At 71.4% G+C, this 16,148-nt stretch carries 14 protein-coding genes, 1 tRNA gene and 1 pseudogene; 6 read left to right on the forward strand and 10 right to left on the reverse strand.

Annotated features, from left to right (window positions below; translation table 11 throughout):
• The first annotated feature begins 38 nt into the window (after positions 1–38).
• The 3 genes and pseudogenes from ACLZOT_RS39160 (at position 39) to ACLZOT_RS39170 (ending at position 2,313) form a co-directional block, all read left to right on the forward strand.
• Complete coding sequence (locus tag ACLZOT_RS39160) at positions 39–824, forward strand: trans-aconitate 2-methyltransferase (RefSeq protein WP_416973938.1); 786 nt, start codon at positions 39–41, stop codon at positions 822–824.
• A 19-nt stretch (positions 825–843) separates the two neighbouring features.
• Positions 844–1,029, forward strand: a pseudogene (locus ACLZOT_RS39165) (glyoxalase); the annotation flags it as partial.
• A 45-nt stretch (positions 1,030–1,074) separates the two neighbouring features.
• Positions 1,075–2,313, forward strand: a complete 1,239-nt coding sequence (locus ACLZOT_RS39170; protein ID WP_416973939.1) for a hypothetical protein — start codon at positions 1,075–1,077, stop codon at positions 2,311–2,313.
• Here the strand turns inward: ACLZOT_RS39170 and ACLZOT_RS39175 are convergent.
• Together ACLZOT_RS39175 and ACLZOT_RS39180 are read right to left on the reverse strand one after the other, a co-directional pair.
• Positions 2,310–2,987 (reverse strand): TetR family transcriptional regulator, encoded by a 678-nt coding sequence (locus ACLZOT_RS39175; RefSeq protein ID WP_416973940.1) that lies wholly within the window; start codon positions 2,985–2,987, stop codon positions 2,310–2,312. The genes ACLZOT_RS39170 and ACLZOT_RS39175 overlap by 4 nt on opposite strands.
• Positions 2,984–4,006: an acyl-CoA desaturase gene (locus ACLZOT_RS39180; RefSeq protein WP_416973941.1), complete on the reverse strand. Its 1,023-nt coding sequence runs from the start codon at positions 4,004–4,006 to the stop codon at positions 2,984–2,986. The genes ACLZOT_RS39175 and ACLZOT_RS39180 overlap by 4 nt, the downstream gene beginning before the upstream one ends.
• Before the next feature lie 310 nt (positions 4,007–4,316).
• On the opposite strand from ACLZOT_RS39180, the gene ppc reads away from it, so the two are divergent.
• Complete coding sequence (ppc, locus tag ACLZOT_RS39185) at positions 4,317–7,076, forward strand: phosphoenolpyruvate carboxylase (RefSeq protein WP_416973942.1); 2,760 nt, start codon at positions 4,317–4,319, stop codon at positions 7,074–7,076.
• A gap of 120 nt (positions 7,077–7,196) precedes the next feature.
• Here ppc and ACLZOT_RS39190 read toward each other — a convergent pair whose 3' ends face one another.
• The 6 genes from ACLZOT_RS39190 to ACLZOT_RS39215 form a co-directional block, all read right to left on the reverse strand.
• The gene (locus ACLZOT_RS39190; protein ID WP_416973943.1) at positions 7,197–7,712 is read right to left on the reverse strand and encodes a hypothetical protein; all 516 of its coding nucleotides are present in this window, start codon (positions 7,710–7,712) and stop codon (positions 7,197–7,199) included.
• 51 nt (positions 7,713–7,763) lie between these two features.
• Complete coding sequence (gene pth / locus ACLZOT_RS39195; RefSeq protein WP_416973944.1) at positions 7,764–8,363, reverse strand: aminoacyl-tRNA hydrolase; 600 nt, start codon at positions 8,361–8,363, stop codon at positions 7,764–7,766.
• A gap of 78 nt (positions 8,364–8,441) precedes the next feature.
• On the reverse strand, positions 8,442–9,029 hold the full coding sequence (locus ACLZOT_RS39200) for a 50S ribosomal protein L25/general stress protein Ctc (RefSeq protein WP_416973960.1): 588 nt from the start codon (positions 9,027–9,029) through the stop codon (positions 8,442–8,444).
• A 203-nt stretch (positions 9,030–9,232) separates the two neighbouring features.
• Positions 9,233–10,213 (reverse strand): ribose-phosphate diphosphokinase, encoded by a 981-nt coding sequence (locus ACLZOT_RS39205; RefSeq protein WP_416973945.1) that lies wholly within the window; start codon positions 10,211–10,213, stop codon positions 9,233–9,235.
• Positions 10,214–10,349: 136 nt separating this feature from the next.
• The gene (gene glmU, locus ACLZOT_RS39210) at positions 10,350–11,795 is read right to left on the reverse strand and encodes a bifunctional UDP-N-acetylglucosamine diphosphorylase/glucosamine-1-phosphate N-acetyltransferase GlmU (RefSeq protein WP_416973946.1); all 1,446 of its coding nucleotides are present in this window, start codon (positions 11,793–11,795) and stop codon (positions 10,350–10,352) included.
• A gap of 118 nt (positions 11,796–11,913) precedes the next feature.
• Positions 11,914–11,985, reverse strand: a tRNA-Gln gene (locus tag ACLZOT_RS39215).
• A 175-nt stretch (positions 11,986–12,160) separates the two neighbouring features.
• Between ACLZOT_RS39215 and ACLZOT_RS39220 the strand changes: the two genes are divergently transcribed.
• Positions 12,161–13,462 (forward strand): sensor histidine kinase, encoded by a 1,302-nt coding sequence (locus tag ACLZOT_RS39220; RefSeq protein WP_416973947.1) that lies wholly within the window; start codon positions 12,161–12,163, stop codon positions 13,460–13,462.
• 35 nt (positions 13,463–13,497) lie between these two features.
• On the opposite strand, the gene ACLZOT_RS39225 is transcribed toward ACLZOT_RS39220, so the two are convergent.
• Positions 13,498–13,998 (reverse strand): SUKH-3 domain-containing protein, encoded by a 501-nt coding sequence (locus ACLZOT_RS39225; protein WP_416973948.1) that lies wholly within the window; start codon positions 13,996–13,998, stop codon positions 13,498–13,500.
• A 166-nt stretch (positions 13,999–14,164) separates the two neighbouring features.
• Positions 14,165–14,620, reverse strand: a complete 456-nt coding sequence (locus ACLZOT_RS39230) for a YwqJ-related putative deaminase (protein WP_416973961.1) — start codon at positions 14,618–14,620, stop codon at positions 14,165–14,167.
• A 546-nt stretch (positions 14,621–15,166) separates the two neighbouring features.
• On the opposite strand from ACLZOT_RS39230, the gene ACLZOT_RS39235 reads away from it, so the two are divergent.
• Complete coding sequence (locus ACLZOT_RS39235) at positions 15,167–16,147, forward strand: SMI1/KNR4 family protein (protein ID WP_416973949.1); 981 nt, start codon at positions 15,167–15,169, stop codon at positions 16,145–16,147.
• Position 16,148: the final 1 nt, after the last annotated feature.

The following is a 16,148-nucleotide window of genomic DNA, read 5'->3' on the forward strand; positions in this document are numbered from 1 at the left end:
TCTTGACGTCAAGAGAATCCCCCGCGAGAGTGAGGGGTATGACCAGCCCCTCCTGGGACCCCGCCCAGTACCTCCGTCACGCGGACCACCGCGCCCGCCCCTTCATGGACCTCCTCGCCCGGGTCCCCGCCCTCCCCGCGGCCCGCCCCCGCATCGCCGACCTCGGCTGCGGCCCCGGCAACATGACCCGCGTCCTCACGGAACGCTGGCCCACCGCCCGCGTCACCGGCTACGACAACTCCCCGCAGATGCTGTCCGACGCGGCGGCGTACGCGACCCCGGACCTCGACTTCGCCCACGCGGACCTGACGACGTGGGTCCCGGCGGAGCCGTACGACCTGCTGATCTCCAACGCGGCGCTGCAATGGGTCCCCGGTCACCTGGACGCCCTGCCCGCCTGGTTCGACGCCCTCGCGCCCGGCGGGACCCTCGCCTTCCAGGTCCCCGACAACATCGACGCGCCCCTGCACGCCCTGATGCGGGAACTCGGTGACACGCCCCGCTGGAAGCCACTGCTGGGCGGCGTCCTGCGCCACGAGAACTCCGTCCACACCCCGGAGACGTACCTCGCCCGCCTCGGCGGCACGGCCGACATCTGGCAGACCACGTACCTCCACGTCCTCCCCGGCCCCGACCCCGTCCTCGACTGGGTCAAGGGCACCGGCCTGCGCCCCGCCCTCGACGCCCTCGCGGCCGACCCCGAGGCCCGCGACACGTTCGTGAACGAGTACCGGGACCTCCTCCGCCAGGCGTACCCGCACCGGCCGTACGGCACCGTCCTCCCGTTCCGCCGCCTGTTCGCGGTGGCGACGAAGGGGGCGTAGGGATGCTCACGTCCGTCGACCACGTCCAGCTCGCGGCGGCTGCTGGTTCCAGGCGGGGACGGTCCGGCTCCACCTGGGCGTCGAGGCGTACGCGGCCCGGCTGGAGGCCCATGGCGCGCCGGTGACCTGGGACGACGCCCTCCCGGGCCGTCGGCGCTGCTACGCCTTCGACCCGGTGGGCAACCGGCTGGAGTTCCTGGAGTGAGGGCCGCCCGTACAACTCCCGGGCCCTGTCGGGGGTCTGACGGGCATGCGACGTGGATCAGTGGGTACGTCCGTCGGGGTCGTCGTGGCCGCCGTGCTGACCCTTCTGGGAGCGGCGGGGGCCTCTCAGGCGCGGGAGGGGGAGGCCGACTACGGGGTCTCGCTGGAGGAGGACCATCTCGCCGGTGATGTGGGGGAGACGGTCACCGTGCGGCCCAGGGTCTACGAGAACGGGTCGGGGAAGAGGGTGGCGGAGGGGGCGCCCGTGGGGGGCGGTCTGAAGCTCGCGTACGAGCTGCCCCTGGGTACGTCGCCGGTCGGGCTCGACGGGCACAGGAGCTGCCGCACCGCGCGTTCCGAATACGCTCAGGTGATCGTCCGATGCGACACGGTGGCCCCTCTGACGATCCGCGTGGACAAGGCCCTCGTCGACGGCCCGGGCACCGTGGACTTCTTCCCTCCGCTGGGCCCGAACACCGGGACTCCCCAGGACAACTACGCGTCCTTCTACGTCACGGCCCCGGCACCCCGGGAGGAGGGCGAGACCGGGGCCAGCCGGGAGCGGCGGGAGGGCGTCGGCTTCACGCTGCTCGGTGTGGCCGGCGGGTTCGCCGTCCTCGCGGTGTTCCTGCTGGTGCGCGGGCGCGCGCGGCGTACGGGGTGGGCGTCGGTCGTCGTCGGGGCCGTCTGCGCGGGCCTGGGCGCGTGGAGCATCACGCAGGGCCCGCTGACCGGGAGCAAGACCTACGTGACGTACCCGTCGGGACCCGCCGTGCTGGACACCGGCCAGGAGGGCGACACGATCTGGGACACCGGCCTCGTGGTGGAGGACGACCGGCCCGCGTACGCCCCGACGATCGCCACCGCCCCGGACCCGGGCAACGAGACCGCGACCGAGGTGCACGTCTTCTACTCGTCCGAGATGGCGGGCGCCCCGAAGGAGGGCTGGCTGACCGTGGACGGGGCGAAGGGGCGGATCAAGGACCCGCGCAGAGCCCGGAACCACATGCTGGAGACCGCCGCCGGCGCCCCGGGGGTCGAGGTGCTCCAGAAACCACGCCTGATCCTGGCGAACGGCGGCCCCGACCAGAAGACACCCGTCCTCTTCAGATGCCAGGAACTACGCCTCCCCGACCTGCCCGCCGAGGACCCGACCGTCAGCATGTGCGCCTGGGCGGACCGCGGCGTCCGCGCCCTGGTCACGGTCGCGGACGCCGACCTGAACCGCGCCGCACACCTCACCCGGCAACTGCGGGACGCCATCCAGTTCGGCAACAAGGGCTAGGACTTCCGCCGCCCTATCAGGTGCGGCTTCGCCTCCATGCCGTCCAGGCCGTGCCAGGCGATGTTCACCAGGTGGGCGGCGACCTCGGCCTTCTTGGGGCGGCGGACGTCCAGCCACCACTGGCCGGTCAGGGCGACCATGCCGACCAGGGCCTGGGCGTACAGGGGGGCGAGCTTGGGGTCGAAGCCGCGGCTCTTGAACTCGCGGCCGAGGATGTCCTCGACCTGCGTCGCGATGTCGGAGATCAGCGAGGCGAAGGAGCCGGTGGACTGCGGGATGGGGGAGTCGCGGACGAGGATGCGGAAGCCGTCCGTGTACTCCTCGATGTAGTCGAGGAGGGCGAAGGCGGCCTGCTCGCACAGCTCGCGGGGGTGCCCGGCGGTGAGGGAGCTCGTGACCATGTCCAGCAGCCGACGCATCTCACGGTCCACGACGACCGCGTACAGCCCCTCCTTGCCGCCGAAGTGCTCGTACACGACCGGCTTGGAGACCCCGGCCTTCGCCGCGATCTCCTCCACCGACGTGGCTTCGAAGCCCTTCGCCGCGAAGAGGGTGCGGCCGATCTCCAGAAGCTGCTGACGGCGCTGCGCCCCGGTCATCCGGGTACGGCGCGGGCGCCGGGGCTTCTCGTTGGTCTCGGTGCTGCTGGGATCGATGGCCACGGCGTCCATCATGCCGCTTCGGCGCTCGCCTTCCGGCGCCGGGACGGGTCCGCGTCGGTGTTGCGGCGCGAATCGATACGCGAGCGTGACGGCCAGCGCACGTCGTACGCCCACCCGAACGCCTCGAACCAGCGGATCAGCCGCGCCGAGGAGTCGATCTGGCCGCGCTCGACGCCGTGCCGCGCGGACGTCGGGTCGGCGTGGTGCAGGTTGTGCCAGGACTCGCCGCAGGACAGGACGGCCAGCCACCACACGTTCCCGGAGCGGTCACGGGACTTGAAGGGGCGCTTGCCGACGGCGTGGCAGATGGAGTTGATGGACCAGGTCACGTGGTGCAGGAGACCGACGCGGATCAGGGAGCCCCAGAAGAACGCGGTGAACGCACCCCACCAGGACATCGTCACCAGGCCGCCGACCAGCGGCGGGATCGCGAGGGAGACGAACGCCCACACGATGAACGTACGGGAGATCGTCCGGATCGCCGGGTCCTTGATCAGGTCGGGCGCGTACTTGTCCTGCGGCGTCTGCTCCTCGTCGAACATCCAGGCGATGTGGGCCCACCACAGGCCCTTGAGCAGCGCCGGGATCGTCTCCCCGAAGCGCCACGGCGAGTGGGGGTCGCCCTCGGCGTCGGAGAACTTGTGGTGCTTGCGGTGGTCGGCGACCCAGCGCACCAGCGGACCTTCGACCGCCATCGACCCGGCGATCGCGAGCGCGATCCGCAGCGGGCGCTTCGCCTTGAACGAGCCGTGCGTGAAGTACCGGTGGAAGCCGATCGTGATGCCGTGGCAGCCGAGGAAGTACATGAAGACCATCAGGCCGAGGTCCAGCCAGCTCACCCCCCAGCCCCACGCCAGCGGCACGGCCGCGAGGATCGCCAGGAACGGGACGGTGATGAAGAGGAGGAGGGTGATCTGCTCGATCGAGCGCTTCTGCTCCCCGCCCAGCGTCGCCGACTGCGCCTGGGACGGCAGTGGTGCGCCGGGCGTCGCCTCCGGGGCGTCGTCGATCACGTCGGAGCTTGTGGCCATGGGGCGTCCCCTGTGGGGTCGAGGGTGTGGATCGGGTACCCAGGGCTTGTCGGCCCTGGCCGAGGACGGGCTTCCTACGGTTCCGTAACCTACGGCGTCGTAAGTATGGCAGCGCCGTCCGGTCCGGCAAGAGCCCGACAGCCTGCGCGTGCCGCTGGACACCTATCCTTGGACTCGGTCGGACAGCGCGGTCCGCTCTGTTTTCTTCCCTGATGTCCGGCCTGTATGCGAAAGTCAGCCGCGTACCCGCCTGACCTCCGGGTTTCCTCCAGATGCCAGAAGAGCTTCACCACTGCAAGGAGCCGCACCTGTGAGCAGTGCCGACGACCAGACTGTTGCCCAGGAGACCACCTCCGCCGAGCTGCGCGCCGACATCCGCAGGCTGGGCGACCTCCTGGGCGAGACCCTCGTACGGCAGGAAGGTCCCGAACTCCTCGACCTCGTCGAGAAGGTCCGCCGCCTCACCCGCGAGGACGGCGAGGCCGCAGCCGAACTGCTGCGCGGCATCGAACTGGAGACCGCCGCCAAGCTGGTGCGCGCCTTCTCCACGTACTTCCACCTGGCGAACGTCACCGAGCAGGTCCACCGCGGCCGTGAGCTGCGCGCCCGCCGCGCCGCCGAGGGCGGACTGCTCGCGCGGACGGCGGACCGCCTCAAGGACGCCGACCCGGACCACGTCCGCGAGAGCGTCCGGAACCTGAACGTCCGCCCCGTCTTCACCGCCCACCCCACCGAGGCGGCCCGCCGCTCGGTCCTGAACAAGCTCCGGCGCATCGCGGCCCTCCTGGAGACCCCGGTCATCGAGTCCGACCGGCGCCGCTACGACACCCGTCTCGCCGAGAACATCGACCTCGTGTGGCAGACCGATGAACTGCGGGTGGTACGCCCCGAGCCGGCCGATGAAGCCCGCAACGCGATCTACTACCTGGACGAGCTGCACGCGAACGCGGTCGGCGACGTCCTGGAGGACCTGACCGCCGAGCTGGAGCGGGTGGGCGTAGTACTTCCGGACGACACCCGGCCCCTCACCTTCGGTACGTGGATCGGCGGCGACCGCGACGGCAACCCGAACGTCACCCCCCAGGTGACCTGGGACGTCCTCATCCTCCAGCACGAGCACGGCATCAACGACGCGCTGGAGACCATCGACGAACTGCGCGGGTTCCTCTCCAACTCCATCCGCTACACCGGTGCTACCCAGGAGCTACTGGACTCCCTGGCGCTCGACCTCGAACGCCTCCCCGAGATCAGCCCCCGCTACAAGCGCCTCAACGCCGAGGAGCCCTACCGGCTCAAGGCCACCTGCATCCGGCAGAAGCTGGAGAACACCAAGCGGCGCCTCGCCGAGGGCATCCCGCACGCCGAGGGCCGCGACTACCTCGGCACCAGCGAGCTGATCACCGACCTCACGCTGATCCAGGAGTCCCTGCGCCGGCACCGGGGCGGGCTCTTCGCCGACGGCCGCATGAACCGGACGATCCGCACGCTGGCCGCGTTCGGCCTCCAGCTCGCCACCATGGACGTCCGCGAGCACGCCGACGCCCACCACCACGCCCTCGGCCAGCTCTTCGACCGGCTCGGCGAGGAGTCCTGGCGCTACACGGACATGCCGCGCGAGTACCGCACGAAGCTCCTCGCGAAGGAGCTGCGCTCACGCCGCCCGCTGGCCGGGACCCCGGCCCCCGTCGACGCGGCCGGGGAGAAGACCCTCGGCGTCTTCCTCACCGTCAAGCGGGCGCTGGAGGTCTTCGGGCCCGAGGTCATCGAGTCGTACATCATCTCGATGTGCCAGGGCGCCGACGACGTCTTCGCGGCGGCCGTCCTGGCGCGCGAGGCCGGACTCATCGACCTGCACGCCGGGTGGGCTCGCATCGGCATCGTGCCGCTCCTGGAGACCACCGACGAGCTGAAGGCCGCCGACACCATCCTCGAAGAGATGCTGTCCGACCCGTCGTACCGGCGGCTCGTAGCTCTCCGGGGTGATGTCCAGGAGGTCATGCTCGGGTACTCCGACTCGTCGAAGTTCGGGGGTATCACGACCTCCCAGTGGGAGATCCACCGCGCCCAGCGCAGGCTGCGCGACGTAGCCCACAGGTACGGGGTACGCCTGAGGCTCTTCCACGGTCGCGGCGGCACCGTCGGCCGGGGCGGCGGCCCCTCGCACGACGCGATCCTCGCCCAGCCCTGGGGGACCCTGGAGGGCGAGATCAAGGTCACCGAGCAGGGTGAGGTCATCTCCGACAAGTACCTCATCCCCTCGCTGGCCCGCGAGAACCTGGAGCTGACCGTCGCCGCGACGCTCCAGGCGTCCGCCCTGCACACCGCGCCCCGGCAGTCCGACGAGGCGCTCGCGCGGTGGGACGCGGCCATGGACGTCGTCTCCGACGCCGCGCACGCCTCCTACCGCGAGCTCGTCGAGGACCCCGACCTGCCGACGTACTTCCTCGCCTCCACACCGGTCGACCAGCTCGCCGACCTGCACCTGGGCTCGCGGCCCTCCCGCCGCCCCGGCTCGGGCGTCTCGCTCGACGGACTGCGCGCCATCCCCTGGGTCTTCGGCTGGACCCAGTCCCGGCAGATCGTCCCCGGCTGGTACGGCGTCGGCTCCGGCCTGAAGGCGCTGCGCGAGGCGGGGCTCACTGCGACATTGGGAGGAGAGGGCGTCCTCGACGAGATGCACGGGCAGTGGCACTTCTTCCGCAACTTCATCTCCAACGTCGAGATGACCCTCGCGAAGACGGACCTGCGGATCGCCTCGCACTACGTCGACACCCTCGTGCCGGACGAGCTGAAGCACGTCTTCGACCGGATCCGCGCCGAGCACGAACTCACCGTCGCCGAGGTCCTGAAGGTCACGGGCGAGACCGAACTCCTCGACGCCCAGCCCGTGTTGAAGCAGACGTTCGCCATCCGCGACGCCTACCTCGACCCGATCTCCTACCTCCAGGTGACGCTGCTGAAGCGCCAGCGAGACGCCGCCGCGGCGGGGGAGAAGTCCGACCCGGTGCTGTCGAGGGCGCTGCTGCTCACGGTCAACGGTGTCGCGGCGGGGCTGCGCAACACCGGCTGACACAGGGGGAGTCGGGGGCGTCTCGGGCAACCGGGGCGCCCTTCGGCGTGCCTGGCGGGGAAAGGCGGTGAACGGAGGGGGCGGCTGCGCGACTCGGGGCGCCTCACCCTCGTACACGCCTCACACCGCGAGGAACGCCGCCGTCACCAACGCCACCCCCGACCCCGCCATCACCCACGCCAGCCGCGCCTTGCGCAGCCCCCCGGCGACGGTGATCGACGCGAGCAGCAGGGCGCCCCCGAACGGCACCCACGCGTACAGGATCCCGGCGGGCCCCGAGCGGACCGCCTCGTTCGAGTCCGGCTTCACGACCACGTCGTACGTCTGCCCGACCTCGACGGCGATCGGCTCGGCGATGACCATGCTCCTGCGGGCCGCCGCCCCCGCCGAACCCGGCGTGAAGGGCCCCGTGCAGGACTCCTCCCCGCACCGCGTCACCGCGACGGTCCCCTTCTCCCGGCCGCCCGGCAGCATCACGTGCTGCGCGGTCCCCCAGGACGCCCACACGCCCGCGATGAGGATCAGGAGGGTGACCAGCCCCATCGAGGCGAGCCGTCCGACCCGCAGAGCGGTGGACGACGAACGACGGGACTTGGCCGCCCGGCGACGACGGGAGGCTGGCATGGCGGGGATCATTGGCCATGCCCGCGCGGTCCGTCAATGTTGGCTGGTCAGACGTACCCTCCCTCAGGAGTTGTACGACTGCTGCGCCCGCTCAAGACCCTCCGCCACCAACGCCTCCACCGCGTCCGCCGCCCGGTCCACGAACCAGTCCAGCTCCTTGCGCTCCGTGGACGAGAAGTCCTTGAGGACGAAGTCGGCGACCTGCATCCGCCCCGGCGGGCGCCCGATCCCGCAGCGGACCCGGTGATAGTCCGCGCCCATCGACTTCGTCATCGACTTGAGGCCGTTGTGGCCGTTGTCGCCGCCGCCGATCTTCAGCCGCAGCGTGCCGTAGTCGATGTCCAGCTCGTCGTGGACGGCGACGATGTTCGCGAGGGGGACCTTGTAGAAGTCGCGCAGGGCGTTGACCGGCCCGCCGGAGAGGTTCATGAAGGACATCGGCTTGACCAGGATCACCCGGCGGCTCGCGGGGCCCGGCGCTCCGAGGCGGCCCTCAAGGACCTGCGCCTGCGCCTTCCCGGCCCGCTTGAAGCGGCCCCCCATCCGCTGGGCCAGCAGGTCGGCCACCATGAAACCGATGTTGTGGCGGTTCATCTCGTACTCGGGACCGGGGTTGCCGAGGCCGACGATCAGCCAGGGGTCGGTGGAGGCGGGGGTGGTCATGGGGGAAGTCTCCTAGATGCATGCCGAAGCCGCCGCCCCTGGGGAGGGACGGCGGCTTGGAGCTTAGACGGTGACGACTCAGGCTTCGGCGGCCTCGTCGCCCGCGTCCTCCGTGGACTCCTCCGCCTGCGCGGCGAGGACCTGGAGGACGACGGTCTCGCCGTCGACGGCCAGGGTCGTGCCGGAGGGGAGCTTGATGTCCTTGGCGAGGACGGCGGCGCCGGCCTCAAGGCCCTCGATGGAGACGGTGACCTCGGAGGGGATGTGGGTCGCCTCGGCCTCGACGGGCAGCGCGTTCAGGACGTGCTCCAGCAGGTTGCCGCCGGCGGCGAGCTCACCCTCGGTGTGCACGGGGACCTCGACGTTGACCTTCTCGCCGCGCTTGACGAGCAGCAGGTCGACGTGGACGAGGAAGCCCTTGATCGCGTCGCGCTGGACGGCCTTCGGGATGGCGAGCTCGTTGCCCTTGCCGTCGATGTCCAGGGAGATCAGGACGTTCGGCGTACGCAGGGCGAGGAGCAGCTCGTGGCCCGGGAGGGTGAGGTGCTGGGGCTCGGTGCCGTGGCCGTAGAGGACGACGGGAACCTTGTTCTCGCGGCGGATGCTGCGGGCGGCACCCTTACCGAAGTCGCTGCGGGTCTCGGCGGCGAGCTTGACCTCGGACATGGGGATCAACTCCTCGTAGATCTGGGTAACGGACGTGGTCACCCGGCCGAACAACGGCCTGCTACGAAGAGCGCGTCGATAACGGACCGCCGATCCCACCGAAGCGGGACGGCCTCCCTCGCCGAGCAACTCGGGCAGTCTACTCGGCGAGGAAGGCCATCCCCAAAACGATCAGCAACCGCTCACAACCGGTTGCAGAAACCTCACTGCTCGTCGAAGAGGCTCGTCACCGAACCGTCCTCGAACACCTCGCGCACCGCGCTCGCGATGGTCGGCGCGATGGAGAGCACCGTCAGCTTGTCGAGGCTGGCGGACAGCTCGCCCGGCGTGGGCAGCGTGTTCGTGAACACGAACTCGCTCACCCGGGAGTTCTTGAGCCGGTCGGCGGCCGGGCCGGAGAGCACGCCGTGCGTGGCCGTCACGATGACGTCCTCCGCGCCGTGCGCGAACAGGGCGTCCGCGGCGGCGCAGATCGTGCCACCGGTGTCGATCATGTCGTCGACGAGGACGCAGACGCGGCCCTTGACCTCACCCACGACCTCGTGGACGGTGACCTGGTTCGCGACGTCCTTGTCCCGGCGCTTGTGGACGATGGCGAGGGGGGCGCCGAGGCGGTCGCACCAGCGGTCGGCGACGCGCACGCGCCCCGCGTCCGGGGAGACGACCGTCAGCTTGCCCTTGTCGACCTTCGCGCCCACGTAGTCCGCGAGCAGCGGCAGCGCGAAGAGGTGGTCGACCGGGCCGTCGAAGAAGCCCTGGATCTGGTCGGTGTGCAGGTCGACCGTGAGGATCCGGTCCGCGCCGGCCGTCTTCATCAGGTCCGCGATGAGGCGGGCTGAGATGGGCTCGCGGCCGCGGTGCTTCTTGTCCTGGCGGGCATAGCCGTAGAACGGCACGATGACCGTGATCGACCGGGCCGAGGCCCGCTTCAGCGCGTCGATCATGATCAGCTGTTCCATGATCCACTGGTTGATCGGAGCCGTGTGGCTCTGGATCACGAAGCAGTCCGCACCGCGCGCCGACTCCTCGTAGCGGACGTAGATCTCGCCGTTCGCGAAGTCGAAGGCTTTGGTCGGAACGACCCCGACCCCCAGCTGGTGGGCGACCTCCTCGGCAAGCTCGGGGTGGGCGCGGCCGGAGAAGAACATCATCTTCTTCTCGCCGGTCGTCTTGTTCCCGGTCACAGCACTGTCTCCTCAGAGGTGTCTCAGCCGCGCGACGCCGGTTGACCTCACAACTGGGCGTGAGGGAGCCGTCTCAGCTGGTGGGTGCGGGTATGCACTTATCACGGTACGCCCTGTTCGGCGCAGCCGTTTTCGGTCAGCTTTCGCCTTCGCCTCGCCGGGAAGCCGCCTCCGCCGCCTTCGCCGCGGCGCTTCCCGGACGCTTACGGGCCACCCAGCCCTCGATATTCCGCTGCTGGCCACGGGCCACGGCCAGCGAACCGGGCGGTACGTCCTTCGTGATCACGGACCCGGCGGCGGTGTACGCGCCGTCCCCGACCGTGACGGGTGCCACAAACATGTTGTCCGAACCCGTCTTGCAGTGCGAGCCGACGGTCGTGTGGTGCTTGCTCTCGCCGTCGTAGTTCACGAACACGCTCGCGGCGCCGATGTTGCTGAAATCACCGATCGTCGCGTCGCCGACGTACGACAGGTGCGGGACCTTCGTCCCCTCGCCGATCGACGCGTTCTTCGTCTCGACGTACGTACCGATCTTGCCCTTCGCGCCCAGCCGGGTGCCGGGGCGCAGGTACGCGTACGGGCCGACGCTCGCGTTCTCCCCGATCGTCGAGGAGAGCGCGACGGTGTTGTCGACGCGGGCCCCCGCGCCGACGCGGGTGTCCGTGAGCCGGGTGTTCGGGCCGACCTCCGCGCCCGCGCCGATGTGCGTGGTCCCCTGGAGCTGGGTGCCGGGGTGGACGACGGCGTCCTGGCCGAACGTCACCGTCACGTCGACCCACGTCGTCGCCGGGTCGATGACCGTCACGCCGTCCAGCATGGCCTGCGTCAGGAGGCGGTCGTTCAGGATGCGGCGGGCCTCGGCGAGCTGCACGCGGTTGTTGATGCCGGCGATCTCGCGGTGGTCGCCCGCGACCGAGGCGCCGACGCGGTGACCGGCCTCGCGCAGGATGCCGAGGACGTCCGTCAGGTACTCCTCGCCCTGGCTGTTGTCCGTGCGGACCTTCTTCAGGGCGTCCGCGAGGAGGTGCCCGTCGAACGCGAACACCCCCGAGTTGATCTCCCGGATCGCGCGCTGCCCGCTGTTCGCGTCCTTGTGCTCGACGATCGCCGTCACCGCGCCGCCCGCGTCCCGCACGATCCGCCCGTACCCCGTCGCGTCCGGCACCTCCGCCGTGAGCACCGTCACCGCGTTCCCGTCGGTGCGGTGCGCGGCGGCGAGCGCCGTGAGCGTGGCGCCCGTCAGCAGGGGGGTGTCACCGCATACGACGACGACGGTCCCGTCGATCTCCCCGCCCAGCTCCTCCAGCGCCATCCGTACGGCGTGACCGGTGCCGTTCTGCTGCTCCTGTACGGCGGTCCGGACGTCGCCGTCGGTCTCCGCGAGGTGCGCCGTGACCTGCTCGCGGGCGTGCCCCACGACGGCGACGAGGTTCTCCGGGTCCAACTCCCTTGCCGCGGCGAGCACATGGCCCACCAGCGTCCGGCCGCACAGCTCGTGCAGGACCTTCGGTGTGGCCGACTTCATACGGGTGCCCTCACCCGCTGCGAGAACGACGACGGCTGCCGGGCGGATGGCGCTCACGGAGTTGCCCTTCGGCTTTGTGTGGGTGGGGACACCCGAAGGATACCGGGGGGTTTCCCGGAGGACATGAGAGCGGGCCCTGACCGGTGTATCAGTCAGGGCCCGTCTCCGACTCGCGCTCCCCCGCCAGGACTCGAACCCGGACAAATGGCACCAAAAGCCACGGTGCTGCCAATTACACCACAGGGGAATGATCACGACTGAACCGGACAAACGGCCCGGGTCCGTCGAGTGGCGCTTCCTACTATGCCGTACCGGATGGCCTCCGTGCGACGGTACAAACGGGTCGGCGGATGGTCGGCGGGGGCGGATCTGCCGGGGAAAGTTTCCGGGAAACGGGGCGGGGGCGCCCGTAGGGTGGACGCATGACCAGGACGGGGGAAGAGGCGGCCGCGGACCGGGCGGGGCCGTGGTGGTGGGGGCGGTGGCGCAGTGCCGCGCTGGATGTGGGGCTCGCGGTCGCGTCCGTCGTCGAGTGCGCGGTGGAGGGGTGGCCGTTCGCGGGCGCCGCGGGGATTCCGGTGTGGGCGGGGGTGCTGTTCGGGGCGGCGGCCGGGAGTGTGCTCGTCGTACGGCGGAAGTGGCCCATCGCCGTCGTGCTGGTGGCGATCGCCATCACGCCGGCCCAGATGGGGTACCTCCTCGCGCTCGTCGGGCTGTACACCCTCGCCGCGACCGACCTGCCCCGGCGGGTCGTCGGGTCGCTCGCGGGGATGTCGCTGGTGGGGATGCTCGTCGTGACGTTCGTACGGCTGAAGGGGCTGCCCCAGGGGAACCTGACCGGCGGGGACGGGTTCGTCGCCTTCGCGTCGATCGCCACGGCGCTCGGGATGACCGCGCCGCCCGTACTCCTCGGGCTGTACGTCGGGGCGCGGCGCCGGCTGATGGAGAGCCTGCGGGAGCGCGCCGACAGCCTGGAGCGCGAACTCCAGCTCCTCGCCGAACGGGCCGAGGAACGGGCCGAGTGGGCCCGGGGGGAGGAGCGGACCAGGATCGCCCGCGAGATGCACGACGTCGTCGCGCACCGGGTCAGCCTCATGGTCGTCCACGCGGCCGCGCTCCAGGCCGTCGCCCGCAAGGACCCCGAGAAGGCCGTACGCAACGCCGCGCTCGTCGGGGACATGGGGCGGCAGGCGCTCACCGAGCTGCGGGAGATGCTCGGGGTGCTGCGCAGCGGGGGCGAACGTCCGGGTGCGCCCGGCGGGGGGCTGCCGCTGGCCGCCGTCGGCGCGGCCGCCGCTGCCGCCGCCTCCCGCGCCGTCGAGGACGGGGAGGGGCCCTGCCTCGCGGACGTCGAGGAGCTGATCGGGCAGTCCGCCGCGGCCGGCATGGTCGTCGCGCTGTCGGTGGAGGGGGAGGCGCGGGCCTACGTGGCCGTCATCGAGCAGACCGCGTTCCGCGTCGTGCAGGAAGCCCTCACCAACGTCCACAAGCACGCCGCCGGCGCCAAGACCTACGTCCGCCTCGCCCACCGCGACGAGGAGATCGCCATGCAGGTCGAGAACGAGCCCCCGCCGGAGGGTGCTTCCGCCGCCCGCCTGCCCTCCGGGGGGAACGGTCTGGTCGGCATGAAGGAACGGGTGGCGGCCCTGGGGGGCGTCTTCGTCTCCGGGCCTACGGAGGCGGGGGGATTCAGGGTGTCGGCGGTGATTCCCGCGGGGGAGTAGAGGGGGCCTTGCCCGGGGGGTGTGCTTCTCCCGGTTCAGGGCGCCGTCGTCAGGCGGGTGGGGGTCGTGCCCGATATGAGCGCGGCCAGGGCCTGGTCGATCGTCGGGGCCAGGTACCAGTCGCCGGTGTGGTCCAGGGCGTAGACGCGGCCCGCGGTGTCGATGGCCAGCAGGGAGTTGGTCCGGGGTTCGGCGCCGAGGGGGGCCAGGTCCGTGGAGAGGGCCCGGCCCAGGTCCGCGAGGGTGCGGGGCTGGTGGAGGCCGTGCAGGGGGTCCAGGTGGAAGGCCGCCGGGGCGATCTGGCGGCCCGGGCCCGTGGGGGCGAGGTGCAGGCCGCCGAACTCCGCCCAGGCTTCCACCGCCGCCGGGAAGACCGCGTGGCGGTGGCCGGCCGGGGAGGCGTGGTCGCGGAGGGCGTCCGCCCAGTACTCGGCTTGCTTGATGTCCCAGCGCCCGGGGACCCAGCCCGCGGCGCGGAGCGCGGCGTCCACGGGGACGGGGAAGCGGGTGGTGGAGGTGCGGTCGGTGTGGTGCATCTGCCGTTCGTTCGTCGAGGTCAGGGCGGTGGTGCGGGTGGTGCTTCGGTGATGGTGACGCTTCTGCCGGGCGGCTGGTTCTCGGCGAGGGCGTGGGGCCCGTGGTGCGTACGGGGCGTGCGCGCCGTGCCCTACCCGGCTGCCCCGGTTTCCGTGTCGTACGCGGCTACTCCTCGGACGTCTCGACGATCCGGATGCCGAAGTGGTCCGTGAGGGCGGTGCAGGCGCGGCAGGGGGGCGCGAACGTGCCGTGCAGGGGGTCGCCGTCCTCGCGGATGTGGCGGGTGGTGAGTTTGGACTGCTTGAGGGCCTTGCGGGCCTCGCCGTTCGTCATGGGTTTGCGGGCCGCGCGGCGGCTGCGGGCGGTGTCGGCGGCGGCGATGTGCCGGGAGATGACGAGCGCCTCGGCGCAGCGGCCGGTGAAGCGGTCGCGGCGGTCGCTGGGGAGCGTGTCGAGGAAGTCCTGCACGAGGTGGTGCAGCGGGGGCGGCTGGTCGCCGCGGGCGGCGGTGCCGGTGAGGGTGGCGCCACGGACGGAGAGCGCGGCGGCGACGGTGGGCAGGATGCCGTCGCGGCGGTGGCGCAGGGCGGGGGCGTGGGGGGTGTCGGCGGACCAGCCGATGCGGGGGTCGCCGCTGCGGGGGTCGCCGGGGGCGTGGCTTCCCGGGCCGTGTCCCTCTGGGGTAGGCCCTGCCTGAGGGCTACCTCCCTGGAGCGCGTCGTCCGTTCTGTGCGGTGGGACCTGCGACGCGTGGGGTGGTCTGTGGACGCCGGGTGACGTTCCGTGAGCGGTGGCGGCAGCGTTGCGGTCCGTGCCGTGCGGTCCTGTCTGCGTCGCGTTCATGATCGTTTTTCCCTCCCCGGGCATCCCCCCGGAGGACACAGGGTGCCAAATGGCGTGGCCTGTGCGGAAGCTGGGGCGTGGCGACACGCCCGGGACGGGTCGGGCTGTCACCAGAGGGTGACGGCAGGTCACCGTACTCAGGGGGGACGAAGTGGAGGGCCGGTGACCCGTCCGGCCGTACCGCATAGGCTGTCGGCACCGTGGGTGCGCGACGGACGTGTGCCGGGAAGCGGTGGAGACAGTCGGATACGGGGCGAGTCGGACGGGGCCGGAAAGCGGAACCGCCGGCGGGCGCCGTACAGAGCGCCGCAGGGGGCAACCGCCATGACGACAGGTCGGCTCGGGCAGACCGCGCCGCCGAACGCGGCATACGCCGGGCAGGTCGTGCACTTTCCGGACCCGGTCCGGGCGGGCCGTCACCCCAGAGGTGTACGGGTCGACGAGCGCGGCTACCCCGACTTCTCGCCGTACGCGCGGGCGGTGGCGGAGATCGCGGACCCCCCGGAGGGGTTCGGCGTCGACGAACTACGCCTCACGGACTACGTGTCGGCGAACGCCGCGCAGGCCGCCGCCGGGCACGAGCTGTGGGACACGGTCTCGCAGGTCGCGACCCCGCACGGCTGGACCTGGCACCACGTCGCCGGGACACGCCGCCTCGAACTGATACCGGTGGACGTCAAGGCGCTGCTTCGGCACCACGGCGGTGTCGCGACGGCCCGCGTCGACCACGCGAAACGGGGCACCCGGCCGCTCCAGGAGACCCGCCCCGCGCACTTCCGGCTGCCGAAGTCGGGCGTCGCGGTGACCGAGGCACAGGTGCAGAACGTCGAGGAGGACCTCGGCTACCGCCTGCCCGGCGCCTACCGCTCCTTCCTCAAGGCCGCGGGCGGCTGCGCACCCGTCGGGGCCGCCCTCGACGCCGAGTTGGGGCTCCTCGTCGACCAGCCCTTCTTCACGGTCCGCGACGAGGCCGCCGTCAACGACCTCGTGTACGTCAACAAATGCCTGCGCGACCACCTCACCAAGGACTACCTCGGCGTCGCCTTCGTCCAGGGCGGCCTGATCGCCGTCAAGGTCAAGGGCGAGCACCTCGGTTCGGTGTGGTTCTGCGCGTACGACGACGTCCGCGACGCCGATCCCACCTGGCCGCCGGCCGAGCGCGTCGAACGCCTCCTCGTGCCCTGCGGCGACGACTTCGACGCGTTCCTGTCCCGACTCGCCGGTGATCCACCGGAGTTGGAGACGGTGGCCAACCTGATGGTGGACGGCGGCTTCGCCCGCGTCGTTCCGGTTGCTGGGGAGTGAT

The organism is Streptomyces sp. 4F14 (assembly GCF_048159485.1).
Taxonomy (GTDB): Bacteria; Actinomycetota; Actinomycetes; order Streptomycetales; family Streptomycetaceae; genus Streptomyces.